This is a genomic window from Salmonella sp. 32082101201600294FB01SM01, from assembly GCF_017572865.1.
GTDB classification, from domain to species: domain Bacteria; phylum Pseudomonadota; class Gammaproteobacteria; order Enterobacterales; family Enterobacteriaceae; genus Salmonella; species Salmonella enterica.
In genome coordinates this window covers 1,673,214-1,690,835 of record NZ_JAGESB010000001.1, presented here as the reverse complement: position 1 = coordinate 1,690,835, position 17,622 = coordinate 1,673,214, and the positions used below count along the sequence as shown (strand labels likewise).

Sequence of the window (17,622 nt, the reverse complement as noted above, 5' to 3'; positions counted from 1 at the left end):
GGCTGATTATCCCGTGTCCTGTCCACGACAAAGCGTGGAAAAGACGCGGATAATCATGCTACCTCTGGCGTTAGGCGAAGATATCCACTGCGCCATTGCCGCGCGCGGCGGCCTGAAGCGAGGCCGGCGCCGCTAACGCTATGTCATCTTCAGCGCCAAACGCGTCCGGGTGTTGGGCGCGGCCAGACTGTTGTTGCGACGAAGACTGCTGCTGTCCGGCAAAGCTTTCGCTACTGATACTGCTTTGTCCCAACTGAATGCCGCTTTCCGCCAACTGAGTGCGTAACATGGGCAGGGCGGCTTCCAGCGCGGCGCGGACGTGGCTGTGCGGCGATACCATCTGGAGCTGCGCCTGATTGTCATCCAGCTTGAGCGAAATATGCACCTGACCTAACTCTTCCGGATGCAATCGAAGCTGCGCGCTTTGCTGTCCCTGACGCGTAAATAACATGACCTGCTGACTGAACGTTTGCTGCCATTCATGGCTGCCTAACGGCGCGCTGAGTACCGGGGCTGAGGCGACAGGTAGCGGTTGCGGTTGCGCCGTGGCGCTGCTGAGCGTCGGCATTGCCGCGCCATGCGTTACTGGCGCGGACGGGCTATCCACCTCCACTTTCGCGCTGGTCGCGGCGGCAGCGACCACCAGCGGCGTCAGTGCTGGACCCGTGGCGCGATCATCGCTGGCGCGCGCAAGCGACGCCTCGGTTTTCCCTTTTTCATGCTCGCTAAAAGAGAGCGTATGTGTCTCTTCCTGCGGCGCCGATGGCATGTCGCCGCGCAACAGTGACGGCAAGGCGATGTGATTTTCAGCCGGCGTCTCTCCGGCGACAGGCGTCGCGACAGGTTGTCCGGGCAGCATGGCGAATAAAGCGCTCAGACTGGCAAGATCCTCATCGCTCAGCGCGGGCGTTTTCTCGTCATGCTGCGCCGTCTTACTCAGTGCGGCCAGAGCGCTGGTTTTCAACGATGGCGTTAGCGTAGACAGTAGATGCTGCGCTTGTGTCAGATCGGTAAGCGTTTCATCCGTCGCATTCGCTTTTTGCGCCAGCAGGTCGGCAAGCTTCACCGCCTGGCCCGGCTCGCCATGTTGGGTCAGTAGCTCTTTCGATAACTTGCCGCCTGCCGCCTGTAAATCGGCCAGCGTGATGCGGGCGTCTTTGCCCTGTGCGCCGTCTGCGCCTAACGCGCCCGCCAGGAGCGCCAGAAAGTCCTCGGCTGAACCGGTGGTTTTTCCTGACGTCAGACCCGCGGTCATGTCGGTATCGGTGGTGATCAGTTGGGGCAGGGTGATCATTCGGGTTTCCTCATTGCTGCACGCTGAGCAAATTCATCCATCTTTTTCTGATCCATGCGGTTTTCAGCTAACAGCGCTGCCGCGGTTTGTCGGTCCTGTAAGGTTTGCCAGGCCTGAAGTCGCTGCTTTTTCTCACGCCAGCTCTTCAGCGCCAGGTCGACTTTTTGCGTCCACTGCGTAAGCTGGAGGCGATGCTGCTCTATCGCCTTTTCCAGTGTCTGAATAAACTGCTGATAGTTGATCCAGCGATTACTGGCGATGCCGTTGCCCATATCGGTGTTCAAATTACTGCGATACTCATTCTGATAATCGATCAGCATTTTGAGCTGTTCTTCCGCCTGTTGGCAGCCGCGACGCATTTCGCCCAGTAAACGCGCCGCATCATCTACCTCTTTTTCGGCCAGATCTTTGAGTGTTTCCAGAGCGCCATGTTGTGCCATGATCGTCGCCCTCCTGCTTTATCACACCGTCGGGAAAATTAAATCGAGCGCCTGCAGAGAGTCCTCCCAGTCGGCCCGTTCAAAAATGCCTTGCTGTAAAAACGCTTCCAGTTGCGGCCATAAGGTAATGGCTTTATCGAGCATCGGATCGCTGCCTTTGGCATAGGCACCGACGCTGACCAGATCGCGGTTACGCTGGAAACTGGAAAGCAACTGTTTAAATAGCCGTACCCGCGCATAGTGCTGCTCGGTAATGAGCGCGGTCATCGCCCGGCTGATTGACGCCTCGATATCAATGGCCGGATAGTGCCCGGCCTCCGCCAGACGGCGGGACAAGACAATGTGCCCGTCGAGGATTGCGCGTGCCGAGTCGGCAATGGGATCTTGTTGGTCGTCCCCCTCGGTCAACACGGTATAAAACGCGGTGATAGAGCCGCCGCCATGGATACCATTACCGGCACGCTCGACCAGCGCCGGTAGCTTTGCGAACACCGAGGGCGGATAACCTTTGGTGGCTGGCGGTTCGCCGATTGCCAGCGCAATTTCACGCTGTGCCATCGCATAGCGCGTCAGCGAATCCATAATCAGCAACACATGCTGTCCGCGATCGCGAAAGTCTTCGGCGATGCGGGTGGCATAGGCGGCGCCCTGCATTCGCAGCAGTGGCGAAACATCCGCCGGGGCGGCGATCACCACCGAACGCGCGCGGCCGTCGGGGCCGAGAATATTTTCGATAAAATCTTTAACTTCGCGGCCACGTTCGCCGATAAGTCCCACGACAATCACGTCCGCCCGCGTGTAGCGCGCCATCATGCCAAGCAGAACCGACTTACCGACGCCGGAACCGGCAAAGAGTCCCATACGCTGGCCGCGCCCTACGGTTAACAACGCGTTGATAGCGCGTACGCCGGTATCCAACACATGTTCGATTGGCGTTCGCTGTAGCGGGTTAAACGGCGGCGTGATTAACGCGCCGGTTTCCAGCGTATCCGGCGCAGGCAGTCCGTCGAGCGGTTTACCGCCGCCATCCAGCACCCGACCAAGCAGAGCCGGGCCGAGCGGTAACTGTTTGCCGCTTTGCAGACCGTCGCCATGCCCGTTACGGGCGTAAACGCGGGCACCGGGCAGAATGCCTTCGACCTCTTCCAGCGGCATTAAAAACAGACGCTGGCCGTTAAAACCGACGACTTCCGATTCCACCTCTTTGGTTTCAGGGCCGTCCTGGCGCTCAATAATGCAGGTGGCGCCCAGCGGAAGCTGGAGACCGGTGGCCTCCAGTACCAGGCCCGTGGCGCGGGTTAAACGTCCATAACGACGCACCGCCGGCAATAACGCCATTTTTGCTTCAAAGTTGTCGAGCGCGGTAAGCCAGCGGGTCAGACGCGTGGTCATCAGAGCACTCCCGGCGCCGCCAGGCGACACAACTCTTGCCAGCGAGTAGCAACGCTGGCGTCCAGATCGCCCTCATCGGCAGAGACTTTACACCCGCCGTGATGCAACGTTGGATCGCCGCGTAACCGCCATCCGTGAAGGCTGAGCGTGGCGCCCAGCATCTCTTCCACCCGCTGTAAGTCGTCCGGATGCACGCGCAACTGCGGCTTGCCGCTAAAGAGCGGCTCTTGCTGCAACAGTTGTTGGATCTGTTTAATCAGCGCCGAGTTGTCCACCGCCGGCGTTTGGCCGATGACCTGACGCGCAGCCTCCAGGGCCATTTGCATCAGCCGTGAGGCGATAACGCTATCGAGCGCGTCAAGCGTGTTCTGAAACTCGCTCACTAACTGCTGCATACGGGCATGAATCGGCGCCTGCTGCGTCTGCGCCTGAGCTTGTCCTTGCTCCAGCCCCTGCGCTAACCCTTCCTGGTATCCCTGCGCGTGTCCTTTTTGCCGTCCCTCCGCCAGCCCGGCGTTATAACCTTGTTCATGGGCCTGTATTTTTAACTGCGCCAGCTCCTGCTCCAGCTGCTGTTCGGCAGTGAGTTCGGGCTCCGGCGTATCGTCTGTCAAGGTCACGTTATCAGCCTCAACCGGCACAAACGTCTCCGGCGGCGGGGCGAGATCGTCGGGGGTCCAGACTTGCCACGGCAATTCATTAGACATAGGTATCCTCGCCGCTGCCAATCACCATTTCGCCGGTTTCCGCCAGACGACGCACAATAAGCAGAATCGCTTTCTGCTCGTTTTCCACCTGAGACAGACGAACCGGGCCACGGTTGGCAAGGTCGTCGCGCAGGATATCGGCGGCGCGCTGGGACATATTGCGCAGGAACTTCTCGCGTAATGGCGGTTCGGCGCCTTTCAGAGCGATCAGCAGCGATTCGGAATCCACTTCCTGCAACAGACGCTGGATACTGCGATCGTCCACATCCACCAGATTTTCGAACAGGAACATCTCGTCGATGATTTTCTGCGCCAGTTCGCCGTCGAATTCGCGCACAGCGGTAATAACCGCTTCTTCCTGCTGCGTTTTCATCAGGTTGATAATTTCCGCCGCGGTTCTTACACCGCCCATTTTGCTGCGTTTCAGGTTCTGACCATCGAGCAGGCCATTCAGCACTTCGGTCAACTCCGCCAGCGCCGCCGGCTGTACGCCGCCAAATGTCGCGATACGCAGCATCACATCATGACGCAGTCGTTCGTCAAACAGCGCCAGAATATCGGCGGCCTGACTGCGTTTGAGGTGAACCAGAATGGTGGCGATAATCTGCGGGTGCTCGTCGCGAATCAGGTCGGCGGCGCTCTGCGGTTCCATAAAGTTGAGCGTTTCGATACCGCTGGTGGTATCGCGCGTTTCCAGAATATCTTCCAGCAGGCTGGAGGCGCGTTCTTCGCCCAGCGCTTTAACCAGTACGGAGCGCAGGTATTCGTTGGCGTTAATATTCAGCGCGGCGAACTGCTCCGCTTCTTGCTCAAACTCTGATAGTACGTCCGTCAGTTGTTTGTTGGAGATCTGACGCACGTTAGCCATCGCCGTACTTAACGCCTGTACTTCGCGGGTGGAGAGGTGTTTAAACACCTCTGCCGCCCGGTCTTCGCCAATGGTCATCAACAAAATGACGCTTTTATCGGTACCGCTAAGATTACTCATGATCGTTACTCATCCACTGGCGAATGACCAGCGCCACCACGCGCGGATCGTTGTCTGACATTTCGCGAATACGCTGGCTCATCACCTCAGCGCCCAGACGCTGGTTAGCCCGGCGTTGCTGGAGCTGCTCGTCTTTGCTAAGGCGTACTTCCACGGCTTCTTCGGTTTCCTGGCGAACCTGCGCCTGTTCCTGCGCCGCTTTCGCTTCTTCAACACGGCGCGTCAACTGCGGACGTACCGCTTTGCGCCACAGAATCCAGGCCACCACCAGTACCAGCAACCAGCGACCTGCCGCGAGCAACTGATCGATAAAGGACTGCTGTTGCCAGAAGGGCAGTTCGCCGCCGGTGTTATCCACTGCGCTAAACGGTGAATTCACCACGTTTAGCGTATCGCCGCGTTTATCAGAAAAACCCATCGCTTCACGGGTTAAATCCTCGATCTGTTTCATCTGATCGGCGGTCAATGGCAGCGGTTTGCCATCTGCCAGCGTTTTGTAATTCACCACGACGGCCACGGAGAGACGCTCAATATCGCCCACATTCATTTTGGTGTGACGAATGGTGCGGTCCACTTCGTAGTTACTGGTTTCATTACGCTGTGTATTGCGCGGGCCAGCACTGTTACTGTTGGTACTGGTGCTGGTTTGTGGCGTATTCTGCGCGTTTTGTTGATTGGTCGGCGGCGTGGCGATCGGCGCCTCGTTAGGCGGCGCTGGTTGGTTCGACAGCGCGCCAGGCACGCCGCCGGGATAGCCCGCGCCTACCTGTTCGCTAATATTCAACTGACGTGAACGCAGGGTGGCCTTCGACGCATCGCCGTTCGGGCTGTAGTGCTCTTCCGTCTGTTCTTTATTGGCAAAATCCAACTGGGCGGTTACCTGAGCGTGAACATTACCGTTCCCGACGATAGGCGACAGAATGGCTTCGATACGGCGTTGGATGCGGCTTTCCACATCATTAGCAAATTTTAATTGCGCGTCATTAAGGTCGCGACCGCTGGTATTGGATTGCGTGAGCAGATGACCGGATTGATCGACCAGAGTGACGTTTCCTGGCGGCAAACCGGCGACAGCGCTGGAAACCAGATGTACCACGGCGCTAATTTGTCCTTCATCCAGCGCCCGTCCCGGTTCCAGTGTGACGGTGACGGAGGCGGAAGGGGATTTTTGTTCACGCACAAATAGCGACGGCTTTGGCATCGCCAGGTGAACACGGGCGCTTTTTACCGGACCCAGCGTCTCGATCGTCCGGGCCAGTTCACCTTCCAGCGCGCGCTGATAATTCACCTGCTCGCTGAACTGACTGATACCGAATTTTTCCTGATCAAGCAGTTCAAAGCCTACCGCGCCGCCTTTAGGCAGCCCCTGCTGCGCCAGACGCAGACGCAGTTCATGCACTTTGTCGGCGGGCACTTCAATCGCGCCGCTGCCATTGGCAAAGCGATAGGGGATATTCATCTGGGTCAACTGCGCGACGATCGCGCCGCCGTCCTGATCGGAAAGGTTGCTAAATAGCGTGCGGTAATCGGGCGTTTTGGCCCACAGCACCATCGCAACGACGATCGCCACGGCGGCGGAACCCGCCACAATTAACGGAATTCGGGGATTCGCGCGTAGGCGATTAAGCCACTCGAGAGGTTTAGGTTGGGTTGCAGTCGATGCAGTCGCACTCATCTCGCACCTCGTGACTGATCGTGGACGGCGTTTTTTGCAAAGTGGAACAAGACTCACTCCCGGGTCAGCAAACTCGAAAAATTGACGGTCTCATTATTTGTGGTTTCGAATTTTTCTATGCGCTAAAAACCGAGGTTTTTTATCGTTATTTAACGCCTTTATCTTATTGACAAACTGGTAATCTCTGCTGCGTAAAAAATCATCCAGGGGAATAGCATGGCAGCAATACAGGGGATTGAAGGGGTTATTAGCCAGTTACAGGCGACGGCGATGGCCGCGCGCGGGCAAGACACGCACTCGCAGTCGACGGTGAGTTTTGCCGGCCAGCTACATGCTGCGCTGGATCGTATTAGCGACAGACAGACGACGGCGCGCGTTCAGGCGGAAAAATTCACTCTGGGTGAGCCGGGCATTGCGCTTAATGACGTGATGGCTGATATGCAAAAAGCGTCCGTCTCCATGCAAATGGGGATTCAGGTGCGCAATAAGCTGGTCGCCGCGTATCAGGAAGTCATGTCCATGCAGGTTTAAGCCAGGGCTGAAAACCCATCCGCAACGAACTCCCGGGCGCTTACCTAGGTCAGCGGCGGGGGACGCGACGCCCATGCAACCAGTGCGTGATTATGTGGGCTTGTTTTTTGCGAGGCGCGCTCATTTTATTGATAAGCGGGTTGCACATTGTTGCAGGGACTTATTAAAAATAGGGTACGCCTGTTTACTGACGCCATTCATTCCTACTATTCGTTCTGAGGCTATTGTCATTGAGTTTGCAATCCAGAATGTTCCTGCAATATATGCGCCGTTGCGATAATACACGGTAAATTCTTTACTAATGCCTGGAATATCTGTTTCATGGAGATCCAGTATATACCCATACGGGGACAGATTATCAGCGAGACAGTGGGCAATGGCGCTCGGATGTGCATTGACCACTGTGACGGGTGAGTAACGGGCAGCGGCAAGACAGACGACTCCAATAATGGAGATGAAAATAATTTTTATCATTTTTTTGGCTTCTGCTGTGCATAAATAAATCATCACCTGATAATGTCAGTGAGTAAAAATATAAATACCTGATAGTCTTTTATGACGTAGAGGGAAAATAATAATTGTTTTATGTTTTGCTTAAAATAGTCATGGGTTTTTCATCGACTCAGACAAAATTAAAACGGTATACGTTATATAATAGATTTATGCCACGGCGCACAAGACGACCTTGTCTGATTTCTTTTATGCGTTTTAGATTTTTGCCGGTTACGCCGTAAAAGGTCTCCCGCCGTAACGTACAGCGGGAGCATGCGTTTATTTTTGAATCAGATAACGAATTGTCGGGCCATCCTGCTGGATATCCAGCACCGTATAGCCGTGATTGCGCGCATCCAGTGGAATATTATTAATGGACTGCGGACAGTCGCTCACCACCTCCAGGATCTCCCCTTTTTTTAGCTGCGGCATCGCTTCCAGAGTGGCGACCGCCGGGTACGGACAAGGTTCGCCAACCATATCCAGACGGTAATCAGGGACGATATTTTTCATACAGATTCCTTAGCAGGCGTCAGCCCCGCACGGCGGAAAAAACGTTTTTCCCAGCCGATAATTAACATCAGCGCGGCAAATAATAACAGGTAGGTGACCAGCAGACCGCCCAGCGGACCAAAGGTATTCAGCAGGTTAACTTTATCCCAACTGGTCGCCAGCGCGGGCGCGAAATCATCCCAGTAGTAAGCCAGGATGGTTGAACCGATGACATTGCCGAGGCCCACCCACCAGTAATGCACCTGGCCTTCTACGGCGCGGTACATCCAGCCGGTTTCGCAGCCGCCCGCCAGCACGATGCCAAAACCGAACAGCAGTCCGCCAATGATCGCATTCGGGCCAGCCCACATAATTTTAGGTGCAACGCCCAACTGCACGTAGCTGAAAATACCAATGGCGCTGACCGCCATGCCGAAAATAATCGCTTTCGCCATATGGGCGCGTCCGGAGATCCACAGATCGCGAAAGGCCGAGGTAAAGCAGATTTGCGCGCGCTCGATCAGCAGCCCAAACCCGACGCCGAACAGCATCGCCAGCCCTAGTTTCGGCTGATGCATTGCCGTTAATAACGCCCAGCCAATCATGCCGATAAAGACCAGCATACCGAGCCTGAAACGCCGTCTTGCCTGATCCGGTTTCTGCGTCAGTGGCGAAGCCGCGGAGACCTTTTGCATTTTCACCGGTATGCGAAATATCGGCAGCAACGTAAAGCGGGCGCCGAACCAGGAGCCGATAGCGGTCGCCAGCGCAAAGAACCACGCGTGTAGGGAGAACTGCGGGATCCCGGTAAAAAAGGCGGCCAGGTTACACCCCATCGCCAGACGCGCGCCGAAGCCAGCGATCATGCCTCCGACCACCGCCTGTACGATACGGATTCGGCTGCGCGGCATACGCAGTTTTACGTTGTTGGCCCACAGCGCCGCGGCGAAGCAGCCGCCGAACATGCCGAGGATCATCATGCCGTCGATACGCGTCAGCGGCGTACCTTCCAGATGAATCAGCTTGTAGTAGCCCCACTGTTCGGCATGAACGCCAAAAAGCTGCAAAATTTGCCCGCCCCAGCGGGTAAATTCGCCCGTCACGGCCCAAAACGTGCCGGTGATGCCAAAATAGTAGGTAGAGAGAATACCGGCTGCGATCACCGCAGGGGCCGGCGCCCAGAATTTAATTAACCAGGTTTGCTTGAAGTGTTGCCATGACATGTGTTTAGCCTCTGAACTCAGAAGGTGTGAAACAAGAAGTGCGCATACTACACCGATCACAGAATTTGCCTACACCTAATAAGCGGTAATACCGACTGGATCAAATTGCGGCCAGCGCCTGGAAAGGCTGGCGGCGTCAGGGCTTTAATGCCACAATTCTTCTTTCTTCTGATGCAGGATGAATGATGAAAAAAGTAGCGATCGTTGGCGCATTGCTGGTTCTGGCCGGATGCGCCGAGGTGGAAAACTATAATGATGTGGTGAAAACGCCCGCGCCGGCCGGTCTGGAAGGGTACTGGCAGTCAAAAGGCCCGCAACGTAAGCTGGTGAGCCCTGAAGCTATCGCCAGCCTGGTAGTGACTAAAGAAGGCGATACGCTGGACTGCCGCCAGTGGCAGCGCGTTATTGCTCTGCCGGGCAAGCTGACCATGCTCTCCGATGACTTAACCAATGTTACGGTTAAGCGTGAGCTCTATGAGATTGAGCGCGACGGGAATACCCTGGAATATGATGGCATGACGCTGCAACGGGTCGCTCGTCCGACGCCGGAGTGCGCCGCCGCGTTAGAAAAAACGCCGCTGCCGACGCCGCTGCCGTAATTTCGCTTCCCGGCAGCGCTCTGCCGCCGGGAACGCTCATCACATGTCCTCAATGATCCACACGCTGACGCTGCCTGCGTTGCAGAAGAACGTCGCTTCGCCTTGATCATTAGTTACAATATGCTCACTGCGGTTTCCCAGAAAATCACGCCAGGTCTTGTTAGCGTAATTGTCGCCGAGCAGGAGGGTTTTTTCACCGTCGTCGCCATTGGAAAGTACAACCACACAGCCTGGATTCTCTTCAGTACCGCTGCGACTAAAGGCGATACAGTTAGGATGATCGAAAAAGAGAGTTTGTATACCGTGCGCAAAACGCTGACGAGCAAGGATCAGCCGATCCAGTTGGTTAATCACCGGCATGTCGACCCGACAGGTCTCGCCATTTTCGCCGTTATCCTCATAGCTGGCGCCGTATAAATCGGGATAAAACACCGACGGTACGCCGTTTTCACGAAGCAGGATCAGCGCATAGGCCAATGGTTTGAACCAGGGTTCTACCGGCGCTTCCAGCGCCTGTAACGGTTGTGTATCGTGGTTAGCGACCAGCGTCACCGCATGAAAAGGGTCGGCTTCTACCAGCGTGCCGGTGAATATGTGGCGCATGTCATACTCCGCGCCCTGGCGCGAGGCTTCATGAAATTTCATCTGCAACGGCGCGTCGAACAGCATGGTTTTCCCGTCGACCTGATCGATGTACGTTTGCAGTTTATCCACTTCATGCGACCAGTATTCTGCGACAATAAACAGCGGTTTTGGTGCAACCGCCTGTACATGCTCAATCCATTCTTTATAAAACCAGGCGGGTATATGTTTTACCGCGTCCAGGCGAAAGCCGTCACAGTGGGTTTGTTCCATGACCCAACGAGCCCAATATTTAATCTCTTCCGTAACCGCGTGATTGCGAAAATCGATATTTTCACCCATCAGATAGTCGAAATTACCCATCTCATCATCAACCTGATCGTTCCAGCCATCGCCGGTATAGTCATTGACGATCTTAAAAATGCCGTCTTCGTCGGGATTCTCGATGTGATCAATGCCGCTGAAACAGTGATAGTCCCAAATAAAGTTGGAATACTGGCCCGCGCGGGCAGGGAAGGTGTAGCGCGTCCAGCCTTCGCATTCAATGATGTTGTCATCGATTTGCGTGCGGTCATCCTGATTCACGCGCTGAACGCGAATACGTTCTTTTTCGTCTGCGCCCATTTTGTGGTTCACGACGACGTCGAGCAGCACCGCAATATTATTTTTTTTGAGCGCGTCTATCGCCGCCAGTAACTGGCGTTTATCGCCGTACTTTGTCGCGATAGTTCCTTTTTGGTCAAATTCGCCGAGGTCAAACAGGTCGTAGGTATCATAGCCTACGGAATAGCCGCCGGAGGCGCCTTTACAGGCGGGCGGTAGCCAGACCATATTGATACCGATATCATTCAGCCCATCAGCACGTTCCGCCAGCTCAGACCAGAGTTTACCGCCGTCGGGATAATACCAGTGGAAGTACTGCAATAACGTGGGGTTTTTCATCTTCCGTGCTCCAGAAGTCGTTTAGCCGACCTCTGGAGTATGGAAGAATTTTCATACGAGACGGGAAAATATTATGAGGCGCCAGGCGCGTCTGGCACGAGTAACATACCGGAAAGACGGCCATAAGCGTTGTTGAGTGATTTTTGGCGGGTGGATTGTCCGATCAAACTACTCAGTTCATCCAGTCGCTGTTGCAGCAGCCCTTTCAGGAGCTGCTCATTATCCAGCGTTTGTTTGATGTATCCGGCGACCATATCCTGAATACTTCGCGTAATGCCCGGTGGAGTTTGCTTTTCCATCACCGTTTCAATACTTTGCAGATAGGAGACCTCTTGTTGCAGTAAGAGATCCCATTCACCTCGCTGCGCAAGTTCAAGCAGCGATTGACTGAGCAGCGCAATACGCTGCCAACGGTTGATAAACTCCACGGTTGAGGTCATTAACGAGACTCCTGGAAAGATGCTTTCGGTGAAATCTGTTTCCAGGCTTCTGCAATATTGCTGAGTAACCCTTCCACTTCTTCGATGGCCTGAGCGTCGTTACGCAAATTAGCCTGCAGTAAACGGCGAATCATATAGTCGTATAGCTCGGAAAGATTCGTCGCAATCTCACCGCCTTTTTCCTGATCGAGGCCGGCTTTCAGCCCGTTATCGATAATATTGATGGCTTTGCTTAACGCTTCACCTTTCGCGACAACATCGCCTTGTTCTAAAAACAGGCGAGCGCGCACCAGAGCGCTATTCGCGCCATCAAACAACATTTCAATCAACTGATGCGGGCTGGCGCTCATCACGGCGCTTTCCACGCTGACTTGCGCATAAGCTTTGATACCGCTCGCGGTGTACATGGTAACCTCTGTTATCAGGACTTGTTCATAGCATTAAATTGCTGGGTCAAATAAGTACTGGTGTTATTCAGTTTACTCATCATGGTATCCAGTTGGGTAAACTGGGCCTTGTAACGGGCAACGGTGTCGTCAATGCTACTGCTGACGGTCAGATATTGCTTAGTCAGCTTTTTCAGCGTGGCGTTAATACTGTCCTGGGCGCTGTCAATAATGCCGTCATCGGCCAGATAACTTTTCACTTCGGTGGCAATTTTGGTGGTGATCCCCGTTTCTTTACCATCACCTACCAGCAGCTCACGTACAGAAGCGGTATTTTCATCCAGCGCTTTTTTAAGCTTGGTATCATCAATTTTTAGTTTTCCGGTGGTACCATCAGAAGTAATACCAATTTCATTCAGGGTCTTAAATGTACCTGTACTTGCACCATTAGCGAACTGAGCGCGGATTCCAGTTTGAATCGTTCGCACCACGGTATCTCCAAGTAGTGCACCGTTGTTTTTGTCCTGTTCTTCAGCCCCTGGATCAACCTCTGTATATTTTGTTAATGAACTAAAGGTATCAAGCAGCGAGTTGTAGGCATCAACCCAACCTTTGACGGCTTCGGTCGCCTTTTCATTATCTTTTGTGACAGTAATACGGGCGTCTTTTACTTCTTTGGTTAGTTCAAGCGTCACACCTTGTGGAGCGTCAGTGATTTTATTACTTGGTCGCTCAATATCAATGCCGTTAACGGTTAACAAAGCATTATCTGCAGCAACCAGTTGCTTCATTTTGCCCGTGCCAGTACTACTATCATAGGACAACAGATCGCTGAGTTTGCTATCGCCTTCCACAGAGATAGTCATTTGATTATCCGTGCCACTATCTGCGGTCAGTACAAGCTGATAATCGCCTTCTTTAACTTTAACGATACTGGCGGAAATACCACTGTCAGCATCATTAATGGCGTCACGGATGCCCTCTAAAGAGGTTTGATCTTTAGTGAGCTTGATTTCAAGTGGTTCTTTACGGCCTTTCTGTTCAATTTTTATGGTACGGCTGTCAGATGTGGTATCTCCCAGCACTTCTTTGGTGGATGTAATTTTGGTTGCTGTACTCAAAGATTGTGCTTGTGCTAACTGAGTTACGCTAACCACATAAGTTCCAGGTGCGGCCCCAGCTTCCGTCGAGACTTTCAGGTCTTCTGTACTGCTGGTGACATTCGTACTTTTAAACAGATCGGCTTTATTTAACGCCGTGTTTGCTGTTTGAAACTTCTCCAGTGCACTTTTTAAAGTACCGTATGCCGTTAGACGGGCCGTATTAGCGCTCTGCTGCTGTGTGATCGGCGTTAAGCGTCCTTTTTCAGCGTTGGTCAGTTTAGTCAGCAGTGAATCCAGAGGTAAGTTTGACCCTACACCTAATGATGAAATTGAAGCCATGCCATCTTCCTTTCGATTGCAAACAGTAGTTAAACGCGTTATCGGCAATCTGGAAGCAAAGTTTAATGATAATTTTGCAAAAATAATGCGTGGAATAATGATGCATAAAGCGGCTATTTCGCAGGCTAAGAAAAAGATCGGGGGAAGTGAAAAATTTTCTAAAGTTCGAAATTCAGGTGCCGATACAAGGGTTACGGTGAGAAACCGTGGGCAACAGCCCAATAACATCAAGTTGTAATTGATAAGGAAAAGATCATGGCACAAGTCATTAATACAAACAGCCTGTCGCTGTTGACCCAGAATAACCTGAACAAATCTCAGTCCTCACTGAGTTCCGCTATTGAGCGTCTGTCTTCCGGTCTGCGTATCAACAGCGCGAAAGACGATGCGGCAGGCCAGGCGATTGCTAACCGCTTCACTTCTAATATCAAAGGTCTGACTCAGGCTTCCCGTAACGCTAACGACGGCATTTCTATTGCGCAGACCACTGAAGGCGCGCTGAATGAAATCAACAACAACCTGCAGCGTGTGCGTGAGTTGTCTGTTCAGGCCACTAACGGGACTAACTCTGATTCCGATCTGAAATCTATCCAGGATGAAATTCAGCAACGTCTGGAAGAAATCGATCGCGTTTCTAATCAGACTCAATTTAACGGTGTTAAAGTCCTGTCTCAGGACAACCAGATGAAAATCCAGGTTGGTGCTAACGATGGTGAAACCATTACCATCGATCTGCAAAAAATTGATGTGAAAAGCCTTGGCCTTGATGGGTTCAATGTTAATGGGCCAAAAGAAGCGACAGTGGGTGATCTGAAATCCAGCTTCAAGAATGTTACGGGGTATGATACCTATGCTGTTGGTGCCAATAAATATCGCGTGGATGTCAACTCAGGGGCGGTAGTAACTGACACCACTGCTCCAACTGTTCCTGATAAAGTATACGTAAACGCTGCAAACGGTCAGTTGACAACTGCCGATGCGCAAAATAACACCGCGGTTGATTTGTTTAAATCTACTAAATCTGCTGCAGGTACTGACGATGCCAAGGCTATCGCAACTTCTATCAAAGGCGGAAAAGTTGGTGATACCTTTGATTATAAAGGTGTGTCTTTTACTATTGATACAAAAGCTGGTGATGACGGTAATGGTACGGTTTCTACTACCATCAATGGTGAAAAAGTTACATTAACAATTAGTGATATTGGCGCGAGTGCAACAGACGTAAATAGCGCGAAGATTCAATCAAGTAAAGATGTTTATACTTCCGTTGTAAGCGGTCAGTTTACTTTTGCTGATAAAACCAAAAACGAGAGTGCGAAACTTTCTGATTTGGAAGCAAACAATGCTGTTAAGGGCGAAAGTAAAATTACAGTAAATGGGGCTGAATATACTGCTAACGCCGCGGGTGATAAGGTCACCTTAGCTGGCAAAACCATGTTTATTGATAAAACAGCTTCTGGCGTAAGTACATTAATCAATGAAGACGCTGCCGCAGCCAAGAAAAGTACCGCTAACCCACTGGCTTCAATTGATTCTGCATTGTCAAAAGTGGACGCAGTTCGTTCTTCTCTGGGGGCAATTCAAAACCGTTTTGATTCAGCCATTACCAACCTTGGCAATACGGTAACCAATCTGAACTCCGCGCGTAGCCGTATCGAAGATGCTGACTATGCAACGGAAGTTTCTAATATGTCCAAAGCGCAGATCCTGCAGCAGGCTGGTACTTCCGTTCTGGCGCAGGCGAACCAGGTTCCGCAAAACGTCCTCTCTTTACTGCGTTAATCCGGCGATTGATTCACCGACACGTGGTACACAATCAAGGCAGCGAAAGCTGCCTTTTTTAATTCCGGAGCCTGTGTAATGAAAGAAATCACCGTCACTGAACCTGCCTTTGTCACCCGCTTTTCCTGTTCTGGCTCGGCCTGCCGCGATCACTGTTGTAAGGGCTGGAAAATCACGCTGGATAAGACGACGGTCAAAAAGTACCTTACCAGCAAGGATGTAACCATCAGAGAGATTGCCAAAAATAGTATTATTCTTTTAAAGAAAGACCCAAATAACTGGGGGGAGATTAAATTACCATCTGGGACAGGAAGCTGCCCTTATCTGGATGACGATCGTCTGTGCAAGGTACAAAAAACACTGGGGGCTAAAGCATTAAGTTATACCTGCACTACGTTTCCGCGAGTGTTCCATACTTATAAAAACGAGGTTCGACATTCTCTAAGCCTTGCCTGCCCGGAAGTGACTGCGCATATTTTAAACGATGCTGATGCGGTAGCACTCAATGAAAAGGCGATCATTCAGCAGAAGTACAATACTGCGCCGCTATTCTCCCCACAGCAAAAACTACTTAACTTGTTTTGCCTGAGTTTGATTAACCATGCTGCCAGCAATCCGGATGCGGCATTATACGCGTTGATCAAGTTTGTAATGTATGTGCAGAAGTTTCCCCGGATTGATGACGCTGCATTAGGGGAGATTGAGCAAGTGTATGGCACGTTAGTTTCCCAGTTGCAGTCCGGTTCGTTAACTCAGGAACTCGCTAACATTACGCCGGATAAGAAATTCAAAACATCCCTGGTACTGTTGATGCAGGATTATTTCAGGGCGCTCCCACCGAGCAGAGGAAGCTATGTCCTCGATCACTATATCCAGTGTCTTCTGCGGGTGCTGACGGCGGAAGAGGGCGTTTCAATGGAGCAGAAGGTGAGCGATATTGAGTCCTCATTAGCGCGCTGTTTACAGGCGGATGAGCAGCAGAAGAACTGGGCCTTCAGAAATTTAATTCTCTATAAAATTTGGGAAAATAATTTCCCCAACCAGCCGAATGTCGACCCGTTACGCGCGCTGTATATTATCGTGGCGGAATATGCCTTTATTAAGCTATTAACGGCAGCCAGCGTGCATGAGCGCGGGCGTCTTGAGTGGGATGACGTTACCAATATTGTGTATAGTTTTCACTCCCGCAGCCAGCATAACAGCGAGGTGGCGAAGAATTTTCATCGCCATATAGAAACGGTACGTACTGGCGACGATCTGTCGATGATTCATCTTCTGACATAGTTTTGTTCGGGGTGGGCTTTTGCGCATCCCGTTTATCCTATCTGGCTGATTTTATTCTGCTCTTTGAGCCGCTAAAAAGGCGCTACAGGTTACATAAGTGAAATAACCCTTCTTTTATAGCCTTATTCCTTCGATAGAACCCTCTGTAGAAACGGATAATCATGCCGATAACTCATTTAACGCAGGGCTGTTTATCGTGAATTCACTGTATACCGCTGAAGGTGTAATGGATAAACACTCGCTGTGGCAGCGTTATGTACCGCTGGTGCGTCACGAAGCATTGCGCCTGCAGGTGCGATTGCCGGCGAGCGTGGAACTGGACGATCTGCTACAAGCGGGCGGCATCGGGTTATTAAATGCGGTCGACCGATATGACGCTTTGCAAGGAACGGCATTTACCACTTACGCAGTGCAGCGTATTCGTGGGGCGATGCTGGATGAATTACGCAGCCGCGATTGGGTGCCGCGTAGCGTCCGGCGTAATGCCCGCGAAGTGGCGCAGGCGATGGGACAACTGGAGCAGGAACTGGGGCGTAATGCGACGGAAACCGAAGTGGCGGAACGTCTTGGCATCCCTGTTGCGGAGTATCGTCAGATGTTGCTCGATACCAACAACAGCCAACTTTTCTCTTACGATGAGTGGCGGGAAGAGCATGGCGATAGCATCGAACTGGTGACTGAAGAACATCAACAGGAAAACCCGTTACATCAACTGCTGGAGGGCGACCTGCGACAGCGGGTAATGGATGCGATTGAATCGCTGCCGGAACGCGAGCAACTGGTGTTAACGCTGTATTACCAGGAAGAACTCAATCTCAAAGAGATTGGCGCGGTACTGGAAGTCGGCGAATCGCGGGTCAGCCAGTTGCATAGTCAGGCCATCAAACGATTACGCACCAAACTGGGTAAGTTATAGGTCGCGCATGGTCGC

Annotated in this window: 19 protein-coding genes; 6 read left to right on the top strand and 13 right to left on the bottom strand. The window is 52.4% G+C overall.

Translation table 11 applies throughout. From position 1 onward, the window contains the following. Window positions 1–70: 70 nt before the first annotated feature. From fliK to fliF, 6 genes are read right to left on the bottom strand one after another with little or no spacing between them, the layout of a single operon-like run. Window positions 71–1,294 carry a flagellar hook length control protein FliK gene (gene fliK, locus J4645_RS08350; RefSeq protein WP_023376955.1) on the bottom strand — a complete coding sequence of 408 codons (1,224 nt, stop codon included), beginning with the start codon at window positions 1,292–1,294 and terminating at the stop codon, window positions 71–73. Then, window positions 1,291–1,734, bottom strand: a complete 444-nt coding sequence (fliJ, locus tag J4645_RS08345) for a flagellar export protein FliJ (RefSeq protein WP_000046981.1) — start codon at window positions 1,732–1,734, stop codon at window positions 1,291–1,293. The genes fliK and fliJ overlap by 4 nt, the downstream gene beginning before the upstream one ends. Window positions 1,735–1,755: 21 nt before the next feature. After that, entirely contained in the window at window positions 1,756–3,126 is a 1,371-nt protein-coding gene (gene fliI / locus J4645_RS08340) for a flagellar protein export ATPase FliI (protein WP_000213257.1), read from the bottom strand. Then, window positions 3,126–3,833: a flagellar assembly protein FliH gene (gene fliH / locus J4645_RS08335; protein ID WP_000064158.1), complete on the bottom strand. Its 708-nt coding sequence runs from the start codon at window positions 3,831–3,833 to the stop codon at window positions 3,126–3,128. Before fliH ends, fliI begins: the two co-directional genes overlap by 1 nt. Then, a complete protein-coding gene (gene fliG, locus J4645_RS08330) occupies window positions 3,826–4,821 on the bottom strand; it encodes a flagellar motor switch protein FliG (protein WP_000067735.1) in 996 nt (331 codons plus the stop codon). Before fliG ends, fliH begins: the two co-directional genes overlap by 8 nt. After that, a complete protein-coding gene (gene fliF, locus J4645_RS08325; protein ID WP_001276832.1) occupies window positions 4,814–6,496 on the bottom strand; it encodes a flagellar basal-body MS-ring/collar protein FliF in 1,683 nt (560 codons plus the stop codon). The genes fliG and fliF overlap by 8 nt, the downstream gene beginning before the upstream one ends. Window positions 6,497–6,712: 216 nt before the next feature. On the opposite strand from fliF, the gene fliE reads away from it, so the two are divergent. Further along, the gene (fliE, locus tag J4645_RS08320) at window positions 6,713–7,027 is read left to right on the top strand and encodes a flagellar hook-basal body complex protein FliE (protein ID WP_001529222.1); all 315 of its coding nucleotides are present in this window, start codon (window positions 6,713–6,715) and stop codon (window positions 7,025–7,027) included. 120 nt (window positions 7,028–7,147) lie between these two features. Here fliE and J4645_RS08315 read toward each other — a convergent pair whose 3' ends face one another. The 3 genes from J4645_RS08315 to yedE form a co-directional block, all read right to left on the bottom strand. Further along, window positions 7,148–7,534, bottom strand: a complete 387-nt coding sequence (locus J4645_RS08315; protein ID WP_077908838.1) for a hypothetical protein — start codon at window positions 7,532–7,534, stop codon at window positions 7,148–7,150. 264 nt (window positions 7,535–7,798) lie between these two features. Continuing rightward, a complete protein-coding gene (gene yedF, locus J4645_RS08310; RefSeq protein WP_000790504.1) occupies window positions 7,799–8,032 on the bottom strand; it encodes a sulfurtransferase-like selenium metabolism protein YedF in 234 nt (77 codons plus the stop codon). Further along, window positions 8,029–9,291, bottom strand: a complete 1,263-nt coding sequence (gene yedE / locus J4645_RS08305) for a selenium metabolism membrane protein YedE/FdhT (protein WP_327301421.1) — start codon at window positions 9,289–9,291, stop codon at window positions 8,029–8,031. The genes yedF and yedE overlap by 4 nt, the downstream gene beginning before the upstream one ends. Before the next feature lie 128 nt (window positions 9,292–9,419). On the opposite strand from yedE, the gene yedD reads away from it, so the two are divergent. Next, window positions 9,420–9,833 (top strand): lipoprotein YedD, encoded by a 414-nt coding sequence (gene yedD, locus J4645_RS08300; protein WP_000754694.1) that lies wholly within the window; start codon window positions 9,420–9,422, stop codon window positions 9,831–9,833. Between the two features lie 39 nt (window positions 9,834–9,872). Here yedD and amyA read toward each other — a convergent pair whose 3' ends face one another. The 4 genes from amyA to fliD form a co-directional block, all read right to left on the bottom strand. Continuing rightward, window positions 9,873–11,357 (bottom strand): alpha-amylase, encoded by a 1,485-nt coding sequence (amyA, locus tag J4645_RS08295; RefSeq protein WP_023376956.1) that lies wholly within the window; start codon window positions 11,355–11,357, stop codon window positions 9,873–9,875. Window positions 11,358–11,428: 71 nt separating this feature from the next. Continuing rightward, window positions 11,429–11,797 carry a flagella biosynthesis regulatory protein FliT gene (fliT, locus tag J4645_RS08290; RefSeq protein WP_000204899.1) on the bottom strand — a complete coding sequence of 123 codons (369 nt, stop codon included), beginning with the start codon at window positions 11,795–11,797 and terminating at the stop codon, window positions 11,429–11,431. Beyond that, window positions 11,797–12,204, bottom strand: coding sequence for a flagellar export chaperone FliS (gene fliS / locus J4645_RS08285; protein WP_000287764.1), 408 nt, complete (start codon window positions 12,202–12,204; stop codon window positions 11,797–11,799). The genes fliT and fliS overlap by 1 nt, the downstream gene beginning before the upstream one ends. 14 nt (window positions 12,205–12,218) lie before the next feature. Next, window positions 12,219–13,625 carry a flagellar filament capping protein FliD gene (gene fliD, locus J4645_RS08280; RefSeq protein WP_000146816.1) on the bottom strand — a complete coding sequence of 469 codons (1,407 nt, stop codon included), beginning with the start codon at window positions 13,623–13,625 and terminating at the stop codon, window positions 12,219–12,221. Between fliD and J4645_RS08275 the strand changes: the two genes are divergently transcribed. The 4 genes from J4645_RS08275 to J4645_RS08260 all read left to right on the top strand — a co-directional run bounded on the left by J4645_RS08275 (window position 13,624) and on the right by J4645_RS08260 (window position 17,607). Continuing rightward, window positions 13,624–13,863, top strand: a complete 240-nt coding sequence (locus tag J4645_RS08275; protein WP_001141165.1) for a hypothetical protein — start codon at window positions 13,624–13,626, stop codon at window positions 13,861–13,863. The genes fliD and J4645_RS08275 overlap by 2 nt on opposite strands. A gap of 17 nt (window positions 13,864–13,880) precedes the next feature. Next, on the top strand, window positions 13,881–15,407 hold the full coding sequence (locus J4645_RS08270; RefSeq protein WP_023214816.1) for a flagellin: 1,527 nt from the start codon (window positions 13,881–13,883) through the stop codon (window positions 15,405–15,407). A gap of 78 nt (window positions 15,408–15,485) precedes the next feature. After that, window positions 15,486–16,691 (top strand): flagellin lysine-N-methylase, encoded by a 1,206-nt coding sequence (fliB, locus tag J4645_RS08265; RefSeq protein WP_023214817.1) that lies wholly within the window; start codon window positions 15,486–15,488, stop codon window positions 16,689–16,691. Between the two features lie 196 nt (window positions 16,692–16,887). Then, window positions 16,888–17,607 (top strand): RNA polymerase sigma factor FliA, encoded by a 720-nt coding sequence (locus J4645_RS08260; protein WP_001087453.1) that lies wholly within the window; start codon window positions 16,888–16,890, stop codon window positions 17,605–17,607. Window positions 17,608–17,622 lie beyond the last annotated feature (15 nt).

What these genes read in the sequence shown, in the direction of transcription:
- fliK (WP_023376955.1), bottom strand. Translation starts at nt 1,294, where the DNA reads ATGATCACCCTGCCCCAACTGATCACCACCGATACCGACATGACCGCG.
- fliJ (WP_000046981.1), bottom strand. Translation starts at nt 1,734, where the DNA reads ATGGCACAACATGGCGCTCTGGAAACACTCAAAGATCTGGCCGAAAAA.
- fliI (WP_000213257.1), bottom strand. Translation starts at nt 3,126, where the DNA reads ATGACCACGCGTCTGACCCGCTGGCTTACCGCGCTCGACAACTTTGAA.
- fliH (WP_000064158.1), bottom strand. Translation starts at nt 3,833, where the DNA reads ATGTCTAATGAATTGCCGTGGCAAGTCTGGACCCCCGACGATCTCGCC.
- fliG (WP_000067735.1), bottom strand. Translation starts at nt 4,821, where the DNA reads ATGAGTAATCTTAGCGGTACCGATAAAAGCGTCATTTTGTTGATGACC.
- fliF (WP_001276832.1), bottom strand. Translation starts at nt 6,496, where the DNA reads ATGAGTGCGACTGCATCGACTGCAACCCAACCTAAACCTCTCGAGTGG.
- fliE (WP_001529222.1), top strand. Translation starts at nt 6,713, where the DNA reads ATGGCAGCAATACAGGGGATTGAAGGGGTTATTAGCCAGTTACAGGCG.
- J4645_RS08315 (WP_077908838.1), bottom strand. Translation starts at nt 7,534, where the DNA reads ATGATTTATTTATGCACAGCAGAAGCCAAAAAAATGATAAAAATTATT.
- yedF (WP_000790504.1), bottom strand. Translation starts at nt 8,032, where the DNA reads ATGAAAAATATCGTCCCTGATTACCGTCTGGATATGGTTGGCGAACCT.
- yedD (WP_000754694.1), top strand. Translation starts at nt 9,420, where the DNA reads ATGAAAAAAGTAGCGATCGTTGGCGCATTGCTGGTTCTGGCCGGATGC.
- amyA (WP_023376956.1), bottom strand. Translation starts at nt 11,357, where the DNA reads ATGAAAAACCCCACGTTATTGCAGTACTTCCACTGGTATTATCCCGAC.
- fliT (WP_000204899.1), bottom strand. Translation starts at nt 11,797, where the DNA reads ATGACCTCAACCGTGGAGTTTATCAACCGTTGGCAGCGTATTGCGCTG.
- fliS (WP_000287764.1), bottom strand. Translation starts at nt 12,204, where the DNA reads ATGTACACCGCGAGCGGTATCAAAGCTTATGCGCAAGTCAGCGTGGAA.
- J4645_RS08275 (WP_001141165.1), top strand. Translation starts at nt 13,624, where the DNA reads ATGCCATCTTCCTTTCGATTGCAAACAGTAGTTAAACGCGTTATCGGC.
- fliD (WP_000146816.1), bottom strand. Translation starts at nt 13,625, where the DNA reads ATGGCTTCAATTTCATCATTAGGTGTAGGGTCAAACTTACCTCTGGAT.
- J4645_RS08270 (WP_023214816.1), top strand. Translation starts at nt 13,881, where the DNA reads ATGGCACAAGTCATTAATACAAACAGCCTGTCGCTGTTGACCCAGAAT.
- fliB (WP_023214817.1), top strand. Translation starts at nt 15,486, where the DNA reads ATGAAAGAAATCACCGTCACTGAACCTGCCTTTGTCACCCGCTTTTCC.